Raw genomic sequence first — 21,774 nt, forward strand, 5'->3', positions numbered from 1 at the left:
TCTGTCCTGCCGGGCATCTCCCCCTCAAGGGGGGAGATCACGCCTTCATCGATGCTCGGCACCAATCGCCGACGTTGCAAAGCAGGGGCGGAGGACCGTGTCAGCCAATCTCCCCCCTTGAGGGGGAGATGCCCGGCAGGGCAGAGGGGGGTGAGCGCCGACGGTCGAAGGGTTTCCGCCAATGACCCACCCCTTCCCCCTCGCCGCCTGCGCCGAAATGCTCTGGCGCGACCGCCCGATCGAGTGGCGCTGTGCGCGACTTCACGAAATGGGCTTCCAGGTCGGCCTATGGAACTGGCCTGACCATGATCTCGCCGCGCTCGAACGCTCGGGCGCGACTTTCTCCATCATGAACGGCTATCTCACCGGCAGGCTTGCTGATGACGAAGGGGCCGACGAACTCCTGCGCTCCGCCCGGCAAACCGCGCAAATCGGCAAGCGTCTCGGTGTCGCGCGGCTGAACCTGCACGGCACCGGCCTTGGGCCGGGCGGTCTGCCTGTAAAACCCAGCGAAACCATCACCGGGCGAATGTGGCTGAAGGCCCGCGACACGCTCTGCCGCATCGCCGACATGGCGGAAGAGGAAAACGTCACCTTCACGCTGGAGAACCTCAATCTCCTGGTCGATCATCCGGGCGTGCCCTTTCCCCGGGCGGAAGACACGCTGGCGCTGGTATCATCGGTCAACCATCCGCGCTTGCAGCTCAATCTCGACCTCTACCATGTGCAGATCGGCGAGGGGAACCTAATCGAGACCTGCCGCGCCGCGCTGCCATGGATCGGCGAAATTCAGGTGGCCGATGTGCCGGGACGCTGCGAGCCGGGCACCGGCGAGATCAATTATCCCGCCATCGCCCGCGCGCTTCACGAGATGGGCTATCGCGGTCCCGTCGCCATGGAAGCCTTCGCCAAAGGCGATCCGGAACAGGCGCTGGAAGCCTTCCGGTCGGCTTTTTCATTGTAATATCCTTGCGTCCCGCTAAAGGACGAACAGCAACAGGGGAGCATACGCCATGCCATCAGACATTTCACATTTCATCGACGGCCGTCTCAATGCCGGGCGTAGCGGCCGGACCGCCCCTGTCTTCAATCCTGCAACGGGCGAGCAAACGGGTTCCCTCGCGCTCGCCGGCACTGACGAGGTGCGCGAGGCCGTCGCCGCCGCGAAACGCGCTTTTCCCGGATGGGCCGCCACCACGCCGCTGCGCCGCGCCCGCATATTGAACCGCTTCCTCCACATCCTTGAGGAGCGCATCGATGAGCTTGCCGCCGTCATCACTGCCGAGCACGGCAAGGTGCTGTCCGACGCCAAGGGTGAGATCCAGCGCGGCATGGAGGTGGTGGAATTCGCCACCGCCGCGCCGCAACTCCTCAAGGGCGAGGTGACCGAGAATGTCGGCACGCGCGTGGATAGTTATTCGCTGCGCCAGCCGCTGGGCGTCGTCGCGGGCATCACGCCGTTCAATTTTCCGGCCATGGTGCCGATGTGGATGTTCCCGGTGGCGCTCGCCTGCGGCAATTGCTTCATCCTGAAGCCGTCCGAGCGTGACCCGTCCGCATCGCTGCTGCTCGCCGCATGGCTCAAGGAAGCGGGGTTGCCGGACGGCGTCTTCAATGTGGTGCATGGCGGCAAGGAGGCCGTCGACGCCATCCTCCACGATCCCGACATTGCCGCGGTCAGCTTCGTCGGCTCCACCCCCATCGCCCGCTATATCTACGAGACCGCGGCGCGCACGGGCAAGCGCTGCCAGGCGCTGGGCGGGGCCAAGAACCACATGGTCATCATGCCCGATGCCGACATGGACCAGGCGGTCGATGCGCTGATGGGCGCGGCCTATGGCTCGGCGGGCGAGCGCTGCATGGCGATATCAGTCGCCGTGCCGGTGGGCGAAAAGACGGCGGAGACGCTGATCGAGAAGCTGGAGCCGCGCATCCGCGCGCTGAAGATCGGTCCCGGTACGGACCCGGAGGCCGAAATGGGCCCGCTGGTGACGAAGCAGCATCTCGAGCGCGTTCGGGGCTATATCGACACCGGTGTGGCGGAAGGCGCAAAGCTCGTCGTCGATGGCCGCGGCTTCGGGATGCAGGGCTATGAGAATGGCTATTTCATCGGCGGCACGCTGTTCGATCATGTGACGCCCGACATGACGATCTACAAGGAAGAGATCTTCGGCCCGGTGCTGTCGGTCACCCGCGCCGATACATTCGAAACCGCCGCGCGGCTTATCAACGAGCACGAGTTCGGCAACGGCACCGCGATCTTCACCCGCGACGGCGACGCTGCCAGGGAGTTTGCGCACCAGATTCAGGTCGGCATGGTCGGCATCAATGTGCCCATCCCCGTGCCGATGGCGTTCCACTCCTTCGGCGGCTGGAAAGCCTCGCTCTTCGGCGATCATCACATGCATGGGCCCGAGGGCGTGCGCTTCTACACCAAGCTCAAGACCATCACCAGCCGCTGGCCGACCGGCATTCGCGAGGGCGCGGAATTCGTGATGCCGACAATGCGGTAAAGCCGAAAATCCTCAAGGGAAGCATTCAATCCACGCCCTCGACCGCCTTCAGCCTTGGCACCAGCAAATCCGTGAAGGCGCGCACGATCGGACGCATGAAGCGGGTCGAGGGAAAGGTCAGAAACATTTCCGTCGGGCGGATCGAATAGTCCGGTAAGAGCGGGATGAGGCTGCCCGCGGCGAGATCGTCTGAGACGAGGATGGTCTGCACCGGTCCGGCGCCTCGTCCCTCCCTGAGGCTGCGGGTGATCACTTCCGCATTGTTCGTTCTGAGCTTCGGGCGGACCGGCACCTCGACCGTCTCGCTGCCCCGATGCAGCGTCAGCGTGTTGCGCGGCGACAGGAAGGCAAGCGTCGTCACGATGTCGATGTCGGCGAGACGCTCGACCGAATCGACCGGGCCGACACGCTGGAGATAAGCGGGAGAGGCGACCAGAACGCGCCTGATAAGCCCGATCCGCCGGGCGATGACATCCTGATTCTCCGGCTGGTCATAGCGTATCGCCAGGTCGAAATTCTCGTGGATGAGATCGACATGGCGGTTATCCAGCACCAGGTCGACGCAGACCAGCGGATGCTCCTCCTGAAATTCCATGACGATACGGTCGATATGGTGCGCTCCGATGCAGGAGGGCGCGAAGATGCGCAGCGTGCCCTGCATCTCGCCCGTTTCGCGCCGCACGCCTTCTAGGGCCGCTTCGATTGAGGCCAGCGCCATGCGGCTTGTCTCATAAAGTGCCAAGCCCTGCGGCGTCGGGCGGACGGCGCGGTTGTTGCGCTCCAGCAGCCTTGCATTGACGTGCCGCTCAAGGTTTCTCAGATGTTTCGTAACCGCTGGCTGGGAGATCGAGAGATCCTTGGCCGCGCCGGTGATCGACCCTTTCTCAACCGTTCTGACAAAGGCGCGAAGAGCGGCATTGATGTCCATGGCATAGCTTTCGGTTATGGTGCCTATTCCATCATAACCAATAGACATTTCGTGCGCCAGAGCTCCTTATGCCGCCAGATCATGCGGAGAAAAGAGCATGATCCCGAAAAGTTGCAGACTTTTGGGTCGAGATCATGCGGAGAAAAGGAGATCATTCCCATATGCTCATCACGCGCCGCTCTTTCATGGCTGGCCTGCCACTTGCTCTCGGCGGCTGCGCGACGGCTGAAATCCCGGTTCCGGCAAGACCGGTAGCGAAACGTCCAGCTGGCGATTCCTTCTATCGGGAGATGTACGGACCCGTTACGTCGGAGCCATGGCCCATCGCCGGGGTGGACCTGAAGCGCGTCAACCCGAAATTCCTGCGGCAGGAGGTGGATTACGTCTCTTCCTATGCGCCGGGCACGGTGGTGGTCGATCCGAACGAGCGCTTTGCCTATCTGATCGGCGAGAACAACCGGGCGCTTCGTTATGGCGTCGGCGTCGGAAAGGTCGAGGCCTTCAATTTCCAGGGCGAGGCGACGATAGCAGCCAAGAAGGAATGGCCGGGCTGGAAGCCGACGCCGGACATGATCGCGCGGGAGCCCGAGCGCTACGGGCCTTTGAAGGATGGCCTGCCGGGCGGGCCGAATAATCCGCTGGGGCCGCGCGCGCTTTACCTCTTTCGCGACGGGCGCGACACGTTTTACCGCCTGCATGGCACGGTCGAGCCGTGGACGATCGGAACCAAGGTCTCGTCCGGCTGCATCCGGCTGTTCAATCAGGATATTATCGATCTCTATAGCCGTGTTCCCGTTGGCAGCAAGGCGGTGGTGCTGCCGATCGTTCCGGGGCATCAATCAGCTTGACGGCTGCGTTTATCCTATAAACGCCGCGCCCTAAGGCCGCTCACCACCTCTTCGACAATCTCCTGCAATTCCTCGCGCGTCGCGCCGTCGCGCGCCTGGATGGAGATGCCTTGCATCACTGCGGCGAGGTGCCGGGCGAGGCGGGGCAATTCTTCCTTCCCGGCAAAGGGTTGGAGCGCCTGTGCGATCCGCTCGCACATCGCCGCGCGCCGTTCCGCCGCCTCGCGGGCCAGCGCGGCGTGGTCGGGTTGGCATTCCACCATGCCGCTGGAGATCATACAGCCGGGTTCGCGCTCGGGGTCGGTGACGGCTCTGACCGCCGCTTCGAGCAGCAGCCGCACCGCCTCGCCAAGCGTCTTCGCCGCGGCAATCGCGGGGACCTTGAGCAGGCCCAGCGTCTCCTCATAGCGGCCAAGCGCTTCCCGGTAGAGCCCCGCCTTGCTGCCGAATGCCGCATAGAGGCTGGGCGGTGCGATGCCGATGGCCTTGGTTAAGTCTCCGACCGACACCCCTTCATAGCCATGCCGCCAGAAGAGCCGCATCGCGATCTCGACCGCCTTGTCGCGGTCGAAGCTCCATGGCCGACCGCCGCGTGATTTTGCATCCTGTTCCATAACGCTCACTAAACAACAGCTTGACATCGGGGTCAAGATGGGTTGAATAGCGATCACTAAACAACAAGGAGCAAAACCTGATGAAATCCTGCCGACGTAGCTTCCTTTCCGGTGTTGCCGGTCTTCTCGCCCTGACGCTCGGCGCTGCCGCCACCGCCCCTCTGGCCCATGCAGCCCCTGTCGTAGCGACCCAGACGAGCGTGCAGGAAAAGGCCGCTCATCACGAAATCTTTTCCGTCCGCTCGAGCGATGGCACGATGCTGGTGGGCGAGGCGCAGGGCGACAGCCAAGCGCCGGAAATTCTGTTCATTCATGGCCTGCGCCAGAGCAGGCTGAGCTGGGAGAAGCAGCTCAACGATCCCGCATTCAAGGACTTTCGGATCGTCAGCTTCGACCTGCGCGGTCATGGCGATTCGGATAAGCCCGCTGCGCCCGACGCTTATTCCGATGCGGACAAATGGGCGGATGATGTCGCCGCTGTCATAAAGGCGGCGAAGCTGAAGAGGCCCGTGCTGGTCGGCTGGTCACTCGGCGGCTACGTAGCGGGCGCTTATTTGCGCAAATATGGCGGCGCTGACATCGCTGGCGTCAACCTGGTCGATGCGGTCACAAAGCTATCGCCCGACCTGCTGACCGAGGAGGCGGGCACGTTCACCCGCACCGCCACCTCGCACGACCTCGCGGAACGCACCGTGGCGACGGCCGATTTCCTCGCCGCCTGCTTCCATCAGCAGCCGATGGCAGAGGAGATGAAGCGCATGCTTGTCATCAACGGCATGACGGCACGCGCCGCCAATGAAGGTTTCGTTCAGACCAGGACGACCGATCTCGAGCCCGTCTTCAAGGATTATGCCGGCCCGGTCCTGCTGACCCATGGCGTCCATGACCGGCTGGTGCGCATCGCCATGTCCGAGCGGATCAAGGCCGTTCACCCGAATAGCCGGCTTTCGCTCTTCGACAAGAGCGGCCATAGCCCGTTCTATGAAGAGCCGGTGCGCTATAACAAGGAACTAGCTGAGTTCGTGAAAGCCGCGAACAAGCAGTAGTCAGGGCGTAACCGAGGCAGTCGTTGGCACGTCCATTTTCAGCGGCGTGTCGTCCGTCACCGGCACCGTCTGCCGTTCGATCATGCGATGGACCCTTGGCGGCCCGTCGCCCCGATGGAGGGCACGGAGCCGCGCTCCCACCTCCGCATCGGCCTGCGTACGCCGCTGGTTGTGGCGGATATATTCCACCCATGTCGGCACATGATAGGTCTCGGTCCAGATATCGGGGTTTTCCAGATCGCGCAGCAGCGCCCATTGCTTGGCGCCGTCGCGAATGCGGATCTTGCGGCGCTTGTTCATGGCGGCGAGGAATTCCGGCACGTCCTCCTGCGCGATTTTGTAGTCGATCATCACCATGATCGGCCCGCTGCGCGAGCGCAAATCGAGCAGCAGCTGCGGCTCGGTGAACCCTTCCGCCGGGGAAAGGTTGAGCGACTCGAAGTCGGGCTGGCGCAGCACGAGGCCCAAAAGCCCGCCAAGGATCAGAAGGACGCCTGCGACCGTGAGCGCGCCGGCGACGCCTTGCCCATCGGCAAGCGCGCCCCAGAGCCAGCTTCCCGCCGCCATGCCGCCATAGGTCGCGGTCTGGTAGAGCGCCATGGCGCGCCCGACCACCCAGCGCGGCGTGGAAAGCTGGACAGTGACGTTGAAGAGCGAGAAGCCCTGCACCCAGGCAAGCCCCGCGGGCATCAGCAGGAGGCAGCTCAGCCAGATCTCCCGGCTCGCCGCCAGGCCCCAGACGCTGAGCGCGAGGATGAAGAAGGAGCCGCGGATGATCGTCTCGTTGCTGAAGCGCTCGCGGATGCGCACGCTGAAAAGCGCGCCTCCGATGGCGCCGAGCCCGAAAAAGCCCAGCATCACGCCATAGGTGATCGCCGTGCCTTCCACCCGGTCGCGCGCGACAAGCGGCAAGAGCGCCAGGAAGACGATGGCGGTGAGGCCGAAGACGAAGGCGCGGCACATCACCTTGAGGATGTTCGGCGACATCAGCACATAGCGGAAACCCGCCGCCATCGCGCTGCCGAAGGGCTCGCGCGGCAGGCCGGTATTGACGGGCACGGTTTTCCAGCGCAACAGCGCGAGGATGAGGGCAAAATAGCAGAAAACATTGAAAAGAAAGGCAAAGGCCGCACCTGCGGTCGCCACGATGATGCCGCCGATCGCCGGGCCGATGCTGCGCATGAGATTGTAGCTCATGCTGTTGAGTGCCACGGCGGCGGGCAGGTGCTCGCGTGGCACGATATCGCCCATCGAGGCCTGCCAGGACGGGTTGTTGAGCGCCCCGCCGCAGCCGATCAAAAAGGTGAGGCTCAGGAGAAACCACGGCGTCAGCGCGTCGGTATAGGTCAGCACCGCCAGCGCGGCCGAAACGCACAGCATGAAGCATTGCGCGGTCAGCATGATGCGCCGCCGGTCGTAATTGTCGGCGAGCGCCCCCGCCGCCAGCGAAAAGATCATGACCGGCAGCGTGGTGGAAGATTGCACCAGCGCCACCATGCCATGCGAGGTGGCGATGCTGGTCATCAGCCAAGCCGCGCCCACGCCCTCCACCAGCCCGCCGAGGTTAGAAACCAGCGTCGCGGACCAGAGGGAACGGAAGGTCTTGTAGCGGAAGGGCAGGAGAGGGGAGTCTTTGCTGGACATCATGCTTACTGAAAAAGTGGCGGAAAAAACAATCCGCCTGCCTGCGGAAAAGCAGACAAAGCATTTCCTTTATTGCGGGAATTGAGGTTAGCGAATCCGCTTCATCTGCCTGTCATGAACTGTGGGCGCTTTGTCATTGATGGAGAAGCGCCGAAGGTCATCAAATTTTCTTGACGGGTGAAAGATAGGGTGTTGGGTGGCTTTGCGGGTTGTGGCTGGATGTGCATCCAGGCGACAACTCATACGTTGCTGTTCAAAACCGTATTGCGGCTGCCATATTCCCTGATTAAACAAGGCTTCGTCGTCGAGCCATGAGGAATCTGCATGAAATCGCTGGAATTGCTGGTCGAACGGATCATTCTGTCGAGCCGCTGGATTCTTGTCGCCTTCTATCTCGGCCTCGTGGCGGCGCTTGCCGTCTATGCCGTTTCCTTTGCCGGCAAGTTCCTGAAGATCGCGCAAAACGTGTTCAGCTATGGCGAAGCGGAGATGATTTTGGCCATGCTGGGCCTCATCGACGCAGCGCTGGTGGCAAGCCTCATCGTCATGGTGATGATATCAGGCTACGAGAATTTCGTCAGCCGCTTCGATGAGACGGACGCGGACGTCTCTTTCCTCGGCAAGCTCGATGCCGGCAGCCTCAAGATCAAGGTCGCATCCTCGATCGTCGCGATCTCCTCCATCCATCTCCTGCAGATATTCCTCAACGCCGATCATTACGACGACGGCAAGCTGATGTGGTATACGATCATCCACCTCGCCTTCGTTATCTCCGCCGTCATGCTTGGCTGGCTGGAGCGCATTTCCTCCAAATCCAAGGAGTGACTTCGGCTACTCCGCCGCGGCAATCATACCTTTTGCCGCCTTTCGGTCGCGGACGGGCGGCAGGCCGAATAGCCTTGCATATTCGCGGGTGAATTGCGGCACGCTCTCATAGCCCACCGCGAAGGCGGCATTGCTCGCGGCCATGTCCTCGAACAGCATCAGCCGCCTTGCCTCGATAAGACGCAATTGCTTCTGGAACTGCAGGGGTGAAAGCGAGGTGACCGTGCGGAAATGCTGGTGGAAGGAGGAGGGGCTCATGCCCGCCGCCGCCGCGAGCTGCTCGATCCGTAGGGGCTTTGCGAATTCGGCGCGCAGCATGGCCACCGCCCGCGCGACGCGCTGCACATGCCCATCCGGCCAGCCAAGCCGCCTTATCGCCGCCCCATGCCGCCCCGCCAGCAGCCAATAATGCATCTCCCGCACCATCTGCGCCTGCAGCACTGGCAGCGAAGCCGGGCGGTCCAGAAGCCGCATCAGCCGCAAGGCGGCGTCGGTCACTTCAGCTTCGGTCGGCTCCACCCGTATGGGCCGCGCGTCGTCACCGGGCGCCGCATCCATTTCCGCCACAAGCCCGGCAATGACAGCAGGGTCGAGTTCCAGCACCAATGAGAAATAAGGCGCGGCGAGGCTGGCGCGGGTGATCTGGCTAACGGTCGGCACATCAGCCGCGATCAGCAGGGAATCCCCGGCGGAAAAGGCAAAACTCTCCGCTCCCATCGCCACATGCTTGGCTCCGGCCAGCACCAGGCAGGCGAGGGGGCGGGAAATCGCATAATCAAGGCCGCTCGGCGCAGTCGCGCGAACGAGCGTAAGGCCGGGGATCGGCGTTCGCGCGATTCCTGTCCCGTCGGCTTGGGCCTGGGCATAGCAGCGGACAGTATCGAGAAGGGTGCTCATGCGAAGAGCCTACTCCACCGCCGCGCGCTTTGCATCTCTTTCGGAGGATCAGGCAAAAATCGGCGAGTTTCCCGCAACAAGGCGGGGCTCGCATGGTGGATATGAATGGGCATCGAAACGCGCACATAAGGGAGTTCCAGCATGACCAAGATTGCTCTTGTCACCGGCGCCAGCCGCGGCCTTGGCCACAACACCGCCATCAGCATTGCCCGCCGCGGCGGCGATGTCATCATCACCTATCAAAGCCGTCGCGCCGATGCCGAGGCGGTTATGGCCGAAATCGAGGCGCTGGGCCGCCGCGCGCTCGCCTTCCAGCTCGATACGGGCGATGTCGCCGCCTTCGCGCCCTTTGCCGAAACCCTGCGCGCCGCACTGCGCGAGAATTGGGGCCGCGAAAGCTTCGACCATCTCGTCAACAATGCCGGTCATGGCGACTATGCGCTTATCGGTGAGACGACCGAAGAACAGTTCGACCGGCTGGTTGATGTCCATTTCAAGGGCGTTTATTTCCTCACCCAGACGCTGCTGCCGTTGATCGCCGATGGCGGGCGCATTGTGAACCTCTCCTCCGGACTCACACGGGTCGCGGCTCCCGGCTGGTCCGCTTACGCGGCGGTGAAGGGCGCGGTCGAGGTCCTAAGCGTCTATCTGGCGAAGGAACTGGGCAGCCGCGGCATCGCGGTCAATACGGTTGCGCCGGGGGCGATCGAGACGGACTTTTTCGGCGGCGCGGTCCGCGATACGCCGGAATTCAACAGCCTCTTCGCCGGCATGACCGCCCTTGGCCGCGTCGGCGTGCCCGATGATATCGGCCCGATGATCGCAAGCCTGCTCACCGAGGATAACCGCTGGATCAACGCCCAGCGCATCGAAGTCTCGGGCGGGCAGGGGATCTAGAATGAGATCATGCGACGAAACAACTTAAAGCGCGCTTGATTGGAAACTGCCGCTCTCTCTCCTATTTCTTCAATATCCCTGTTGGAAGAAGAGGAGGGCGTGATGCGCATCGGTTGCCCCAAGGAAATCAAAAACCATGAATATCGCGTCGGCCTCACGCCGGGGGCCGTACGCGAATATGTCGCCCATGGCCATGAAGTGATCGTCCAGTCCGGCGCTGGAGCGGGCATCGGTGCCGACGATGACACATATCGGCGCGCGGGCGCGCGGGTGGTGCCGACGGCGGAGGAGATTTTCCTAAAATCCGACATGATCGTGAAAGTGAAGGAGCCGCAGCCTTCCGAATGGGCGCAATTGCGCGAAGGGCAAATCCTCTACACATATCTGCATCTGGCGCCCGATCCGGAACAGGCCAAGGGGCTGCTTGCCTCGGGCGTCACAGCCGTCGCCTACGAAACCGTGACCGACGAGCGCGGCGGCCTGCCGCTTCTGGCGCCTATGTCCGAAGTCGCGGGCCGTCTTGCGGTGCAGGCCGGGGCGACGGCACTGCAGAAGGCCAATGGCGGGCGCGGCATTCTCCTGGGCGGCGTGCCGGGCGTATCTCCAGGCAAGGTCGCCATCATCGGCGGCGGTGTTGTCGGCGTCAACGCCGCCATGATGGCTACCGGCCTTGGTGCCGACGTCACTATTCTCGACCGCTCCATTCCCCGTTTGCGTGAGCTGGACGAGCTCTTCCGGGGCCGCATTCACACGCGCTATTCGACCATCGAGGCGCTGGAGGAAGAGATTTTCTCGGCCGATCTCGTCATCGGCGCGGTGCTGGTCCCCGGCGCCGCCGCGCCGAAGCTTGTCACCCGCGACATGCTCTCAGGCATGAAAAAGGGCGCCGTCATCGTCGATGTCGCCATCGATCAGGGCGGCTGTTTCGAAACCTCCCGTGCCACGACCCATTCCGATCCGGTCTATGAGGTGGACGGCGTCATCCATTATTGCGTCGCCAACATGCCGGGCGCGGTGCCCGTCACCTCCGCTCGCGCGCTCAACAACGCGACTTTAAGATACGGCTTGCAGCTCGCCGACCATGGCATTCAGGCACTGATCGACAATCCGCACCTGCGCAACGGCCTCAATGTGCATAAAGGCCGCCTCACCAATCGTCCCGTCGCGGAAGCGCTCGGGCTGGAGATGGTGGAACCCGACGGGTTTCTAGCGGCTTGATATGAAAAACCCGCCGGCTCCATGCAGAACCGGCGGGCTCCTTACTTACGAGAGCCTGCGTTAATTCAAGCCCCTCGACCAGTCGTCCACCTGGCGCTGGGCTTCTTCCTTGGCGATGCCATAGCGCTCCTGAACCCGGCCGACCAGCTGATCGCGGTTGCCCTCGATACGGTCGATGTCGTCGTCGGTAAGATCACCCCACTGTTCGCGGAGCTTGCCCTTAACCTGCTTCCACTGACCTGCGATTTGATCCCAGTTCATCCCATTTCTCCTTCCTGTTTGGTCTGATGAAAGAACGAATTGCTGGCTGCGGGGTTCCCTGTCATTTTTGGCTGGCGAGCCAGGGGAGGTTTTTGCGCTTTGCCGCCACCGTGACAGGTGATCGATGATTTTTTGCTAAAACGAAACGCTTTATGCGATTCAAATTCCAATATTTCTTCTCTTTAGAAAACCATTCGCGTTTCAATCCTGTTATGTTTTTGCCATTCTCTGGCTTCCATGCAATCTCCGGCCCGCAAGGCCGAAACTCAGGAAACGCAAAATCATGAAACGCTTGCTTTCGCTGCTTGTCGCCGGCGCCCTGCAGGTTCTCGCGCTCGCTCCCGCCCATGCCAATGATCTGGCGGAGATCAAGTCCTCCGGCGTGTTCCGCATCGGCACCGAGGGCACCTACGCGCCCTTCACCTATCACGACGACACGGGCAAGCTCGTCGGCTTCGACGTGGAGATCGGTGAGGCGATCGCGCAGAAACTGGGCGTGAAGGCGCAGTTCCTGGAAGGCCGCTGGGACGGTCTCATCGCTGGGCTCGACGCCAACCGTTATGATGCCGTCATCAATCAGGTCGGCATCACCGAGGAGCGCAAGAAGAAGTACGACTTCTCCGAGCCGTATATCGCCTCCAAGGCCGTGCTGATCGTGCGCGGCGACAACAATGATATCAAGAGCTTCGCCGATTTGAAGGGCAAGAAATCGGCCCAGTCGCTGACCAGCAATTTCGGTAAGCTGGCCGCCTCGAACGGCGCCGAGCTCGTCGGAACCGATGGGTTCGACCAGTCGATCCAGCTGGTTCTCAATGGCCGCGCCGACGCCACCGTCAATGACAGCCTGTCCTTCCTCGACTTCAAGAAGCACAAGCCCGACGCCAATGTGAAGATCGTTGCCACGCAGGACAAGGCGGATTATTCCGGCGTCATCATCAACAAGAACCAGCCCGACCTCCTCGCCGCCATCAACAAGGCGCTGGCCGATATCAAGGCCGACGGCACCTACCAGAAGATTTCCGACAAATATTTCGGCCAGGACGTTTCGAAATAAGCGGAGTTGAGGTTATGAAGGACTGGCCGGTCCATGGGATCGGCCAGTCTTTTGTTTGATTGGTTTGTATCGATATGGAAACGTCGGCGTAGAGCGCCGGTGGTGCCAGCTTTCACAATTCCCCGGAGGACGCTTCCTTGCCTAACTGGCTTCAGCTCATGCTGGAATCGCTCGGACCGCTTTTGATCGCGGCCGTGAAATTCACCGCTCCTCTCACGCTTCTTTCCTTTGCGTTCGGGCTCACACTCGGCCTCATCGTCGCGCTTATCCGGCTGTTCGGTCCGCGCCCCCTAGTCTGGCTCGTGCGCTTCTATGTCTGGATCATCAGAGGCACGCCGCTGCTGGTGCAATTGTTCCTGATCTTCTATGGCCTGCCCAGCGCTGGCATTGTGCTTGACGCTTTCCCCGCGGCGCTGATCGGCTTCACGCTCAACATCGGCGCCTACAGTTCCGAGATCATCCGCGCCGCCATCAGCTCGGTGCCCAAGGGGCAATGGGAGGCCGCCTATTCTATCGGCATGAACTGGTCGCAGGCCATGCGCCGCACCGTGCTGCCGCAGGCCGCGCGCGTCGCCGTGCCGCCGCTGTCGAACACCTTCATCTCGCTCGTCAAGGATACGTCTCTGGCCGCCGCCATCACCGTGCCGGAGCTGTTCATGGCGGCGCAGCGCATCGTCGCTACCACCTATGAGCCGCTGATCCTTTATATCGAGGCCGCGCTCATCTATCTGGTGATGAGTTCGGTTCTCTCCCATCTCCAGGCCCGGCTTGAAAAGCGGCTGGGGCGCTATGGCGGTTTCATCGAGGCGCGGTCATGATCGGCTTGGAAAATATCGTAAAGAAATTCGGCGATCTGACCGTCCTCAAAGGCGTGAGCCTCGCCATGAAAGAGGGCAGCGTCACGGCTCTCATCGGCCCTTCGGGCGGGGGCAAGAGCACGCTTCTGCGCTGCATCAACCTGCTCGAAATCCCCACCTCGGGCGCTCTGCGCATCGGCGATGAGCGCGTCGCGTTCCAGGAAGGCAAGCGCGTTCCCGCCGCCGAAATCCAGCGCATCCGCCGCCAGACCGGCATGGTGTTCCAGAATTTCCAGCTGTTCCCCCATCGCACCGCGATCGAAAACGTCATGGAAGGTCCGGTGACTGTGCTGAAATGGCCGGAGGCGCGCGCTCGGACCCTCGCAATGGAGCTTCTGGAGAAGGTTGGCATGGCACACAAGGCCGATGCCTGGCCGGCCACGCTGTCAGGCGGCCAGCAGCAGCGCGTCGCCATCGCCCGCGCGCTCGCCATGTCGCCAAGGGTGTTGCTCTGCGACGAGCCGACCTCGGCGCTCGACCCGGAACTGGCGCAGGAAGTGGTGGATGTGCTGAGCGATCTGGCCAAGGAAGGCACCACCATGGTCATCGCCACCCACGATCTGCGCCTCGCCTCGACCATTGCGCAGGAAGCCGCGTTCCTCGACGGCGGCGTCGTTGTGGAAAAAGGGCCGGCCCGGCAGCTCTTCAGCAACCCCGAGCACGAGCGCACCAAACGCTTCATCGCCACGCTGACGCAGGAAGCGACGATGGTGAGCCAGGGGGAGGGGATATAACTGGAATTCGCGCATTCCGTGTGTTATATGTTGGGTGATATAGTCGGGAGCGTGACATGGGCGCGGTTAATCTGGCGGATGTAAAGGCGCATTTGAACGAGCTTATCGATCAGGTGGAATCTGGGGATTCCATTGAGATCATTCGAGGTGGAAAGACGGTGGCTCGGCTTGTTCCGGTGGAACCAGAGCCGAAGCCAATACCTCCTCGCAAGCCAATTGATTTCAAAAGATTGCGGGCTTTCACCGATACACTGCCAAAGGAAACCGAGGATCCCGGGGAGTTTATACGGCGGATGCGGGAGGATGAGCGTTATTAACGCATGTATTATCTCGACACCTCGTTGATCGTCGCTGCACTCTCAAATGCCGAAATCGCAAGTGGTCGTGCGCAAGCTTGGCTTAGGGAACACGAACCGGCGCGATTATGCATCAGCGATTGGACGATTACTGAATTTTCGTCCGCGGTGGCTTTGAAGGTAAGGACCGGAACGCTCACGATCGAACAGCGAGCAGCATCCCTCGCGGAATTTAATTCGCTTGTTGTCGCAGGCTTTATGCTGCTGCCGGTGACCAGCGAGCATTTTCGCACAGCGGCGAGATTTGCGGATCGTTACAGCTTGGGTGTTCGCAGCGGCGATGCTTTGCATCTGGCTATCGCCTCGGAACATGGAGCTGCCGTCTGCACATTTGATGAACGGCTTGCCAAAGCCGGTCCACTCCTTGGCGTACCCACGGAGCTGCTGTCTTTAAGCCAGACTTAAAACAAGCCTCGGGCGCCCCTTTCGAGACGCCCGGAGCCATTCTCCCGTCAGAACTTCACGGCGAACCGTGCATCGACGCCGTTCTGCTGCACATCCGAGCCGAACTGGCCGGTGTAGCTGATGCCCAGCGTGGTGCGCTCGCTGAGCTTGACGTCGAACCCGGCTTCAACAAGACCCATGTCTTCCGCCAGCGGCACACCGGCGACCGTAAAGCCATTGCCGCCGTCGAAGGCCAGCGTCGAGACTGGTGTTGTATCGCCATAGGCATGCTGCCATCCCACCGTGCCGCGCGCTTCTGCCTCAACAGTGCCGAGCGTGAACGGCGCGGAAGCCCGAAGGCCGAGCGTGGTGAAGGTCGTGGAGGTGGTCTCTTCCGCCGCCGACAGCGCCGCAGCGCCGCCCGTCTCGGTGAAGCTGTCCGTCTTCACCCGCACATGGGCGAGGTTGGCGAAGGGCTCGAAAGCGATCTGCTTCATATCGATCCGGTAGCCGAGCTCGCCGAAGGCCTGGAACGTACCGGCGTCGTAATCGGCCTTGAGACGATCCTCAAAGCCGGGGAAGGCCACGACGCGCGAAGTCTCGACCGAATGCCAGCTATAGCCAAGGCCAGAGCGGACCGACAGCGCCCCGAAATGCCCGCCGCCGTAGACGCCGGCATGATAATTGTCGCTCTCGCCCGAACCCTTCGCATCGAAGGTTGTGCGGCTGTAGCCGGCGAACGCGCCGAGACGCCAGTCGGTGGCCACCGCCGCGTCGAAGCCGGTGATGAAACCGCCGGTCGACTGGTCGAGATCGGCGGCGTTGCCGTCGCTTTTCGTCTTGCTCCACGCGCCGAAGGCCTGGCCCCACGCCGCCATTTGCGGCGTCTCGCCTTTCACCAGCGGCTTGGCATCCGGCCCGAAGCCCATGACCGGCACATCGCTCGCCGCCACATCGTTGAAGGCGGCACGCAGACGGTCGTTGACGGCGCTGCGGATCAAGCGGCTGTCATTGATGAGCGCGGTGCGGGCCGAGGCGTGGATCTCGCCTGAGAGCTGGTCGAAGGCCACACGCGCCGCCGCCTCGCTGTCCTGCAGCACGACTGCATCATAGACATCGTTACCCGCGTCGAGCGCCTCGACGGCACCGGCAGTGGCCTTCTGGTTGCGCGTGATACCCACGGTGGGGAACGCCACATCGTTGCGCGCGATGTCGAGATAAACATTGCGCGGATCGTAGGTGAGGCCGAGATCGACGAAGGGCATGTTCTGGCTCAAATTGCCGAACGTGCCGGTGACGCCTTCGCCGGCGGTCAGGATCGTATAGCGCTGCCCTGGCATGTAATTGCCCGCGAGCTTGGCGATATAGATATCTCCGCCTTGAAGCATGGCTGTCCCCGTTACCGCCAGCTTGTCGCCCTTGCCGTCAGGCGCGATATTGGCGATATAGGTCGAGCCTGCCCCAAGCGTCAGATCGCCATCGACAGTCAGCGTGCCGATGTCATCGCCTCCCGGCGCGAGCGTGTCGACGTCGAGCGAGGCCCCGCCGGTCTTCACCAATCCCGCGCCGGTCAGCAGCGACATGGTGAGGTCGAAGCCACCCAAATCGAGCGTGCCGCCATTGACCGCATAGGCGGTATCGTCGACGAAAGCGCCCTTGACGCCGGCGCGCAACGTGCCTTCGGTGACGATGATGCCGCCGGTATAGCTGTTGGCGGCCATGAGGTTGAGCGTGCCCGCGCCCCGCTTCTCGAACGTGCCCTTGCCGGAAATCGCCTTCATCATATCGACCGGCACGGTCGGATGCGAAACATCGATCCAGCCCAGCCCCTCCAGCCGGACGGCCTTGTCGATCTTCGTCACCGGGCCCGTCCAACTCGCCCATTTCTCGTCCGGTCCCGCCGTGCGGATGCCGCCATTGGCGAGGATGATCGTGCCGTCAGCCGAACCCAGCGCTTCGCTTTCATCGATGGCCACCGTCTTGCCATCGGTGATCGCGATATCCTTGAAGCGGCTGTGGTCGTCCACGCACAGATCCTTCGCGCCCTGCAGCGAGAGATGCTTGGCGTCGAGGCAGCTGAGCTGGAGTTTGAGCGGTGCATAAGGGTCGTTCTCGAAATCGAGGCCGGTCAGCTTGCTCAAGCGCGCCCGCTCCGCCGGATCGTCGAGGCCGAGTGCCGCTCGCAGTTCGTTCCAGGCGGGGGTAGCGGTATCGGTGGGAACGGTCTGGAAGGTCAGGTCGGCCTTCAAATATTTGATGAGGATGTTGCCCCAATCCTCCCATTCGAGCTTGTCATAGGCGCTTACGCCTGGAAATTCGTCGCGATGCGCCTGGAAGTAATCATCGATGACCTTGCGGAAGGCTGCGTTGCGCGTTTCCGCTCCAACGAGCAATTCCGCCACGCGCTTGTCGAAAATTTCCATCTTGTCCGATGGAACGAAAGTTCTCAACTGCGCCAGATAAGGCGCGGTATCATGCCGGTCATAGATCGCATAGGAAACGAGCAGGGCCAAATCCTGTTGCGAGATCGGCTGAACCATCTCCGGACGCCGGTAGATCGGCACCCCATTTTCGTCGGACAATTGTCCCAGATAAACGTCCGTGCGGTTGTTGTTGCGCGAAAGCTTGAATTCGCCCGCGCCGTCGAAGCCGCTTGCCTCGTTGTCGAAAATCAGCCCGGCCTTGCCATCGGCCGTCTCTATCACGCGCGGCCCCATCCAGGCGATATCATGCGCCACTGCCTCATGGTCGGAGAGGGGCTTTCCGTCAGGGCCGACGGTGACCGAGGGATCGAGAACGCCGCCCACATATTTGTCGCCGGGCTGATCGACCAGCTTCCACCATTTCGCGTAAGGGCGCGACGCCATGAAATGGTCGATCTGGGTGCGTCCCCAGGACGGCCATTTGAACGCCTCGTCGTCCTCTCCGATGCTGGGCCATGTCGTGCTACCATCGGCCAGTTCGTGCGGAGCGAATTTTTCCCTGTCTTCGGGGTTCTGGAGAAGCTGATAGTCCTTCTTGAGGATGTTCAGCGTGTTGGGCGTGTTTCCCTTGATGGGATAGAGCTCGTCGGTAAACAGGTCTGTCGGGCGGCTGTCGGAAGTTTTATTTATATAGTCCTCGGCGGCCTTGTATTTTTCTGAACCGATGGGATGGTTGCGTGCTACATATTGTAGCGCCCATGCCTTATAGTCGGCGTTCTGGGTTTCTCTCGCACGCGTCAGCAGCAATTCCTGCTGGGGTACTTCGAGGAGGCCGCGCTCCGATACGTCGCCGGCATTGAAATCGCCGGTAATGAGTATCGGGTTGATTTCGCTCTTGGCCCAGTCATTGAGCTCCTTGGCTTCCCTGACGCGGTGATCGAACGGGTCGTCCCAATAGTTTAGGTGTTCCGTGGCGACGATCGTTGTCGGCCGCCCGCCCTCGGCGCCCAGTTTCATGTAAGGCGTTTTCTGCACGCCGCCCAGTCCGGTGGTTACCGGCAGCGCCGAAGCCAGCCCGGTGTCTCCATTGGCGAACTTCGCATAGGGCGGCAGCTTCGCCTCGATGTCGTTGCCGTAGTTGGTATTATATTCCTGTATTGTGATGACGTCGTATTTTCCGCCGGTGAAAAGATCGAGAGCCGTCGGATTCAGGCTGCTGGCTCCCCACGTGTTGAGGGAGATGATTCTTATCGTGTTGTCCGCCGCTTTCGCCGGCATCGCCGCCATGATGGCTCCGACAGCCACCCCAAGCTTGGCGGCTGTCATCATGCTGTTGGTTTTTTTCCGCATATTGCGCCCCACTAATAATGATCGTTAACGGACATAGAAATGTCAGTTTTTGATCATTACCTGAGGCATATGTCAGTTTGACAACATTATCCCCAAACGCTCCGCGCATCGCAAGCGGATGGGGGATAAGAAGCCCATCACGTCAAATTCCGCCGCCGCTCCAGTTCCGCCGCACTCGGCGTTTCGAACGCGAACGAGTCGGTGACGATCTCGCCGCCGCGAACATATTTGTTGATGGTGACGCCGTTGTCGGAGGTCTTCGAACTGACGAGCTTCCAGGCATGGGGGAAGGAGCCGTCGCCGAACAGCCGCTTGCCCTTGCCCAGAATGAGCGGGAAGATCGAGACATTGATCTCGTCGACCAGATTATATTGAAAAAGCGTCTTCAGGAAATCGGTCGAGCCTTGCGTCAGCAAATCCGGGCCATCTCCGTCCTTGAGCGCCTTCACTCCCGCCACGGCATCGGGGCGAAGCACATGGCTGTTCTGCCAGTCGAGCTTCAGGTCCGGATTGCGGGTGGCAACATATTTGTTGATGCGGTCGAACACCGAGCCGATGGGATCGCCCGGGGGCGCGTAGGGCCAATGCGCGGCGAAGATGTCATAGGTCTTGCGGCCGAGGAGCAGGTCGAAGGGCTTTGAGAACATCTCGCCCACCATCTCCTCCAGCGTCTTGTCGAAATAATGCGGCACCCAGCCGCCGAATTTGAAATCCCCCGTCGGATCTTCCTCAGGCCCGCCCGGCGCCTGCATCACCCCGTCGAGACTGGTCATCGCACCGACGATGATCTTCCGCATTTTCGTTCTCCTTGGGTAAAAATCACTACGATTACTTTCGTATCATGAATTTATACAGCAAGGCGATTTTAGCGGGGAATATTCTGCGCCTTGATGAAATCGACGAAAGCCCTGAGCGGAGCGGGCACGAAGCGCCGTCCGGGATAATAAAGGAACGGCCCGGAGAAGCGCTGCCACCAGGGCTCCAGGACCGGTTTGAGCGCGCCCTTGTCGAAATAAGGCTGGAGCCAATCCTCGAACAGCCCGACAATGCCAAGACCGGCAATGGCCGCATCCACGGCCAGATCGATGCCGCCGCTTGCCTGCACGATGAGCGGTCCGGGCGGATCGACCTTCACGATCTCGCCGTCGCGCTCGAACTCCCAGGGCGGCATCGCGCCGCTGGGAAAACGGTGGCGCAGGCAGGCGTGATCGAGGAGGTCGCGCGGGTGTTCGGGCCTTCCCCGTGCGTCGAGATAGGCAGGGGAGGCGGCCATCGCATAGCGCTGGATGCGCGGCCCGATGGGCACGGCGATCATATCCTGCTCCAGCTGTTCTTCATAGCGAATGCCCGCATCGCATCCGGCGGCGAGCACATCGACAAAATTCTCCTCCGTCACGACTTCCAGTCTGATGTCCGGATAGGCCGTAAGGAAGGACGGGACGATTTTGGGCAGCACCAGCCGCGCCGCGCTCACCGGCACGTTGAGGCGCAATACGCCCGTGGGACGCTCGCGATAGCGATTGACCACATCGAGCGCCGCCTCCACCTCGGTGAGGGCAGGGGAAAGCCGCTCCATCAGGCCCTTGCCCGCTTCGGTCAGCACCACGCTGCGCGTCGTGCGGTTGAAGAGCCGCACGCCCAATTTTGCCTCCAGCCGCCGGATCGCCTCGGAGAGACCGGAGGGACTCACGCCGCTCACCCGCGCGCCATCGCGAAAGCCGCCCGCCCGCGCCACCGCCACGAAGGCATTTAGATCTCCGAGATCGACAGCCATTGTTCATTTCTCCGCACAGCCCATCCCGATTGTACTGGATTATCAGAGGGCAGAACAGGGTCTATCTCCAAGCTGTCAGAAAGAGGAGATACCCATGACCGATATCATCAAAGCCGGCACGTTCAAGCTCGGCGACCGCACCGTGAAGCGCCTCGGCTACGGCGCCATGCAGCTCGCCGGACCGGGCGTATTCGGCCCGCCCAAGGACCGCCACGCGGCGATAAGCGTCCTGCGCGAGGCGATGGAGAGCGGCGTCAACCACATCGACACCAGCGATTTCTACGGCCCCCACGTCACCAACCAGCTGATCCGTGAGGCGTTGCATCCCTACCAGGACGATCTTGTCATCGTGACCAAGATCGGCGCGCGCCGTGGCGACGATGCGTCATGGCTCCCCGCTTATACGCCCCAGGAGCTGACGCAGGCCGTCCATGACAATCTGCGCAATCTCGGGCTCGATGTGCTCGAAGTCGTCAATCTGCGCATCATGTTCGATCCGTTCCGTCCCGCCGAAGGGTCGATCGAGGCGCCGCTGACCGTGCTCGCCGATCTTCAGCGGCAGGGGCTGGTGCGCCATATCGGCCTCAGCAATGTCACCGCTACGCAGCTCGCGGAAGCCCGCCGCATCTGCGACATCGTCTGCGTGCAGAATCTCTATAATCTGGCCAATCGCGGCGACGATGCTTTCATCGACGATCTCGCCCGTGACGGCATCGCCTATGTGCCGTTCTTCCCGCTCGGCGGCTTCAGCCCGCTGCAATCGTCCACCCTGTCCGATGTTGCGGCGCGTCTCGGTGCAACGCCGATGCAGGTGGCGCTCGCCTGGCTGCTGCGCCGCGCGCCGAACATCCTGCTCATCCCCGGCACCTCTTCCGTCGCCCATCTGCACGAGAACCTCGCCGCCGCGGAGCTCGACCTTAACGCCGATGTGCTGGCGGAACTGGAAGGCGTGGCGGGGAAGTAGGATTTGCCGGGATCAGTGCGGTTCCCGTTTTGAGGGAATCGCCAAGCATACCCCCTCTGCCCGGCAGGGCAGAGGGGGGTGCGGTCGCGCGGGTATGGAGACGAATTCAGCGTAGCGAGCAACAACCGAGGGAGCCTTTCGCTCCTTCATGCGTTCAAGAGCGCTTGGGTTAATGACGGACCCCGCC

Annotated in this window: 22 protein-coding genes; 13 read left to right on the forward strand and 9 right to left on the reverse strand. The window is 61.9% G+C overall.

What is annotated here, in order from left to right:
• Window positions 1–181: 181 nt before the first annotated feature.
• Both ACOWVG_RS01325 and ACOWVG_RS01330 read left to right on the forward strand, forming a co-directional pair.
• On the forward strand, window positions 182–964 hold the full coding sequence (locus tag ACOWVG_RS01325; protein ID WP_420959649.1) for a TIM barrel protein: 783 nt from the start codon (window positions 182–184) through the stop codon (window positions 962–964).
• A 49-nt stretch (window positions 965–1,013) separates the two neighbouring features.
• A complete protein-coding gene (locus tag ACOWVG_RS01330; protein ID WP_420959651.1) occupies window positions 1,014–2,513 on the forward strand; it encodes a CoA-acylating methylmalonate-semialdehyde dehydrogenase in 1,500 nt (499 codons plus the stop codon).
• 25 nt (window positions 2,514–2,538) lie between these two features.
• On the opposite strand, the gene ACOWVG_RS01335 is transcribed toward ACOWVG_RS01330, so the two are convergent.
• Window positions 2,539–3,441, reverse strand: coding sequence for a LysR substrate-binding domain-containing protein (locus ACOWVG_RS01335; protein WP_420960147.1), 903 nt, complete (start codon window positions 3,439–3,441; stop codon window positions 2,539–2,541).
• Between the two features lie 161 nt (window positions 3,442–3,602).
• Here ACOWVG_RS01335 and ACOWVG_RS01340 point away from each other — a divergent pair, with 161 nt between their 5' ends.
• On the forward strand, window positions 3,603–4,289 hold the full coding sequence (locus ACOWVG_RS01340; RefSeq protein ID WP_420959652.1) for a L,D-transpeptidase: 687 nt from the start codon (window positions 3,603–3,605) through the stop codon (window positions 4,287–4,289).
• 14 nt (window positions 4,290–4,303) lie between these two features.
• Here the strand turns inward: ACOWVG_RS01340 and ACOWVG_RS01345 are convergent, their stop codons facing one another.
• Window positions 4,304–4,903 (reverse strand): TetR/AcrR family transcriptional regulator, encoded by a 600-nt coding sequence (locus tag ACOWVG_RS01345; protein WP_420959653.1) that lies wholly within the window; start codon window positions 4,901–4,903, stop codon window positions 4,304–4,306.
• Between the two features lie 80 nt (window positions 4,904–4,983).
• On the opposite strand from ACOWVG_RS01345, the gene ACOWVG_RS01350 reads away from it, so the two are divergent.
• Entirely contained in the window at window positions 4,984–5,949 is a 966-nt protein-coding gene (locus ACOWVG_RS01350) for an alpha/beta fold hydrolase (protein ID WP_420959655.1), read from the forward strand.
• Here ACOWVG_RS01350 and ACOWVG_RS01355 read toward each other — a convergent pair whose 3' ends face one another.
• The gene (locus ACOWVG_RS01355; RefSeq protein WP_420959656.1) at window positions 5,950–7,593 is read right to left on the reverse strand and encodes an MFS transporter; all 1,644 of its coding nucleotides are present in this window, start codon (window positions 7,591–7,593) and stop codon (window positions 5,950–5,952) included.
• 324 nt (window positions 7,594–7,917) lie between these two features.
• Here ACOWVG_RS01355 and ACOWVG_RS01360 point away from each other — a divergent pair, with 324 nt between their 5' ends.
• Window positions 7,918–8,418 carry a TIGR00645 family protein gene (locus ACOWVG_RS01360; protein WP_188820381.1) on the forward strand — a complete coding sequence of 167 codons (501 nt, stop codon included), beginning with the start codon at window positions 7,918–7,920 and terminating at the stop codon, window positions 8,416–8,418.
• Between the two features lie 6 nt (window positions 8,419–8,424).
• Here ACOWVG_RS01360 and ACOWVG_RS01365 read toward each other — a convergent pair whose 3' ends face one another.
• Complete coding sequence (locus ACOWVG_RS01365; protein WP_420959658.1) at window positions 8,425–9,315, reverse strand: AraC family transcriptional regulator N-terminal domain-containing protein; 891 nt, start codon at window positions 9,313–9,315, stop codon at window positions 8,425–8,427.
• A gap of 141 nt (window positions 9,316–9,456) precedes the next feature.
• On the opposite strand from ACOWVG_RS01365, the gene ACOWVG_RS01370 reads away from it, so the two are divergent.
• A complete protein-coding gene (locus ACOWVG_RS01370; protein ID WP_420959659.1) occupies window positions 9,457–10,212 on the forward strand; it encodes an SDR family oxidoreductase in 756 nt (251 codons plus the stop codon).
• Window positions 10,213–10,314: 102 nt separating this feature from the next.
• Entirely contained in the window at window positions 10,315–11,430 is a 1,116-nt protein-coding gene (gene ald, locus ACOWVG_RS01375; RefSeq protein ID WP_420959660.1) for an alanine dehydrogenase, read from the forward strand.
• Window positions 11,431–11,490: 60 nt separating this feature from the next.
• On the opposite strand, the gene ACOWVG_RS01380 is transcribed toward ald, so the two are convergent.
• Both ACOWVG_RS01380 and ACOWVG_RS01385 read right to left on the reverse strand, forming a co-directional pair.
• The gene (locus ACOWVG_RS01380) at window positions 11,491–11,691 is read right to left on the reverse strand and encodes a CsbD family protein (protein ID WP_420959661.1); all 201 of its coding nucleotides are present in this window, start codon (window positions 11,689–11,691) and stop codon (window positions 11,491–11,493) included.
• On the reverse strand, window positions 11,688–11,861 hold the full coding sequence (locus ACOWVG_RS01385; protein WP_420959663.1) for a hypothetical protein: 174 nt from the start codon (window positions 11,859–11,861) through the stop codon (window positions 11,688–11,690). The genes ACOWVG_RS01380 and ACOWVG_RS01385 overlap by 4 nt, the downstream gene beginning before the upstream one ends.
• A gap of 113 nt (window positions 11,862–11,974) precedes the next feature.
• Between ACOWVG_RS01385 and ACOWVG_RS01390 the strand changes: the two genes are divergently transcribed.
• The 5 genes from ACOWVG_RS01390 to ACOWVG_RS01410 all read left to right on the forward strand — a co-directional run bounded on the left by ACOWVG_RS01390 (window position 11,975) and on the right by ACOWVG_RS01410 (window position 15,097).
• The gene (locus ACOWVG_RS01390; RefSeq protein ID WP_420959664.1) at window positions 11,975–12,745 is read left to right on the forward strand and encodes an amino acid ABC transporter substrate-binding protein; all 771 of its coding nucleotides are present in this window, start codon (window positions 11,975–11,977) and stop codon (window positions 12,743–12,745) included.
• A 137-nt stretch (window positions 12,746–12,882) separates the two neighbouring features.
• On the forward strand, window positions 12,883–13,563 hold the full coding sequence (locus ACOWVG_RS01395; protein WP_420959666.1) for an amino acid ABC transporter permease: 681 nt from the start codon (window positions 12,883–12,885) through the stop codon (window positions 13,561–13,563).
• Window positions 13,560–14,336, forward strand: a complete 777-nt coding sequence (locus ACOWVG_RS01400) for an amino acid ABC transporter ATP-binding protein (RefSeq protein ID WP_420959668.1) — start codon at window positions 13,560–13,562, stop codon at window positions 14,334–14,336. Before ACOWVG_RS01395 ends, ACOWVG_RS01400 begins: the two co-directional genes overlap by 4 nt.
• A 56-nt stretch (window positions 14,337–14,392) precedes the next feature.
• Complete coding sequence (locus ACOWVG_RS01405; RefSeq protein WP_420959669.1) at window positions 14,393–14,653, forward strand: type II toxin-antitoxin system Phd/YefM family antitoxin; 261 nt, start codon at window positions 14,393–14,395, stop codon at window positions 14,651–14,653.
• 3 nt (window positions 14,654–14,656) lie between these two features.
• Window positions 14,657–15,097, forward strand: a complete 441-nt coding sequence (locus ACOWVG_RS01410; protein WP_420959670.1) for a type II toxin-antitoxin system VapC family toxin — start codon at window positions 14,657–14,659, stop codon at window positions 15,095–15,097.
• A gap of 47 nt (window positions 15,098–15,144) precedes the next feature.
• Here the strand turns inward: ACOWVG_RS01410 and ACOWVG_RS01415 are convergent, their stop codons facing one another.
• The 3 genes from ACOWVG_RS01415 to ACOWVG_RS01425 all read right to left on the reverse strand — a co-directional run bounded on the left by ACOWVG_RS01415 (window position 15,145) and on the right by ACOWVG_RS01425 (window position 20,623).
• Window positions 15,145–18,849, reverse strand: coding sequence for an autotransporter domain-containing protein (locus tag ACOWVG_RS01415; protein WP_420959672.1), 3,705 nt, complete (start codon window positions 18,847–18,849; stop codon window positions 15,145–15,147).
• A gap of 137 nt (window positions 18,850–18,986) precedes the next feature.
• A complete protein-coding gene (locus tag ACOWVG_RS01420; RefSeq protein ID WP_420959673.1) occupies window positions 18,987–19,646 on the reverse strand; it encodes a dihydrofolate reductase family protein in 660 nt (219 codons plus the stop codon).
• A 68-nt stretch (window positions 19,647–19,714) separates the two neighbouring features.
• Window positions 19,715–20,623: a LysR substrate-binding domain-containing protein gene (locus ACOWVG_RS01425; protein ID WP_420959674.1), complete on the reverse strand. Its 909-nt coding sequence runs from the start codon at window positions 20,621–20,623 to the stop codon at window positions 19,715–19,717.
• A gap of 94 nt (window positions 20,624–20,717) precedes the next feature.
• Here ACOWVG_RS01425 and ACOWVG_RS01430 point away from each other — a divergent pair, with 94 nt between their 5' ends.
• A complete protein-coding gene (locus ACOWVG_RS01430) occupies window positions 20,718–21,587 on the forward strand; it encodes an aldo/keto reductase family oxidoreductase (RefSeq protein WP_420959675.1) in 870 nt (289 codons plus the stop codon).
• Window positions 21,588–21,774: the final 187 nt, after the last annotated feature.

The organism is Brucella sp. IR073, assembly GCF_049065735.1.
Classification (GTDB): domain Bacteria; phylum Pseudomonadota; class Alphaproteobacteria; order Rhizobiales; family Rhizobiaceae; genus Paramesorhizobium.

Excerpts from the sequence above, each read along its gene's own strand:
- ACOWVG_RS01325 (WP_420959649.1), top strand. The coding sequence starts at position 182 with ATGACCCACCCCTTCCCCCTCGCCGCCTGCGCCGAAATGCTCTGGCGC.
- ACOWVG_RS01330 (WP_420959651.1), top strand. The coding sequence starts at position 1,014 with ATGCCATCAGACATTTCACATTTCATCGACGGCCGTCTCAATGCCGGG.
- ACOWVG_RS01335 (WP_420960147.1), bottom strand. The coding sequence starts at position 3,441 with ATGGACATCAATGCCGCTCTTCGCGCCTTTGTCAGAACGGTTGAGAAA.
- ACOWVG_RS01340 (WP_420959652.1), top strand. The coding sequence starts at position 3,603 with ATGCTCATCACGCGCCGCTCTTTCATGGCTGGCCTGCCACTTGCTCTC.
- ACOWVG_RS01345 (WP_420959653.1), bottom strand. The coding sequence starts at position 4,903 with ATGGAACAGGATGCAAAATCACGCGGCGGTCGGCCATGGAGCTTCGAC.
- ACOWVG_RS01350 (WP_420959655.1), top strand. The coding sequence starts at position 4,984 with ATGAAATCCTGCCGACGTAGCTTCCTTTCCGGTGTTGCCGGTCTTCTC.
- ACOWVG_RS01355 (WP_420959656.1), bottom strand. The coding sequence starts at position 7,593 with ATGTCCAGCAAAGACTCCCCTCTCCTGCCCTTCCGCTACAAGACCTTC.
- ACOWVG_RS01360 (WP_188820381.1), top strand. The coding sequence starts at position 7,918 with ATGAAATCGCTGGAATTGCTGGTCGAACGGATCATTCTGTCGAGCCGC.
- ACOWVG_RS01365 (WP_420959658.1), bottom strand. The coding sequence starts at position 9,315 with ATGAGCACCCTTCTCGATACTGTCCGCTGCTATGCCCAGGCCCAAGCC.
- ACOWVG_RS01370 (WP_420959659.1), top strand. The coding sequence starts at position 9,457 with ATGACCAAGATTGCTCTTGTCACCGGCGCCAGCCGCGGCCTTGGCCAC.
- ald (WP_420959660.1), top strand. The coding sequence starts at position 10,315 with ATGCGCATCGGTTGCCCCAAGGAAATCAAAAACCATGAATATCGCGTC.
- ACOWVG_RS01380 (WP_420959661.1), bottom strand. The coding sequence starts at position 11,691 with ATGAACTGGGATCAAATCGCAGGTCAGTGGAAGCAGGTTAAGGGCAAG.
- ACOWVG_RS01390 (WP_420959664.1), top strand. The coding sequence starts at position 11,975 with ATGAAACGCTTGCTTTCGCTGCTTGTCGCCGGCGCCCTGCAGGTTCTC.
- ACOWVG_RS01400 (WP_420959668.1), top strand. The coding sequence starts at position 13,560 with ATGATCGGCTTGGAAAATATCGTAAAGAAATTCGGCGATCTGACCGTC.
- ACOWVG_RS01405 (WP_420959669.1), top strand. The coding sequence starts at position 14,393 with ATGGGCGCGGTTAATCTGGCGGATGTAAAGGCGCATTTGAACGAGCTT.
- ACOWVG_RS01410 (WP_420959670.1), top strand. The coding sequence starts at position 14,657 with ATGTATTATCTCGACACCTCGTTGATCGTCGCTGCACTCTCAAATGCC.
- ACOWVG_RS01415 (WP_420959672.1), bottom strand. The coding sequence starts at position 18,849 with ATGCGGAAAAAAACCAACAGCATGATGACAGCCGCCAAGCTTGGGGTG.
- ACOWVG_RS01420 (WP_420959673.1), bottom strand. The coding sequence starts at position 19,646 with ATGCGGAAGATCATCGTCGGTGCGATGACCAGTCTCGACGGGGTGATG.
- ACOWVG_RS01425 (WP_420959674.1), bottom strand. The coding sequence starts at position 20,623 with ATGGCTGTCGATCTCGGAGATCTAAATGCCTTCGTGGCGGTGGCGCGG.
- ACOWVG_RS01430 (WP_420959675.1), top strand. The coding sequence starts at position 20,718 with ATGACCGATATCATCAAAGCCGGCACGTTCAAGCTCGGCGACCGCACC.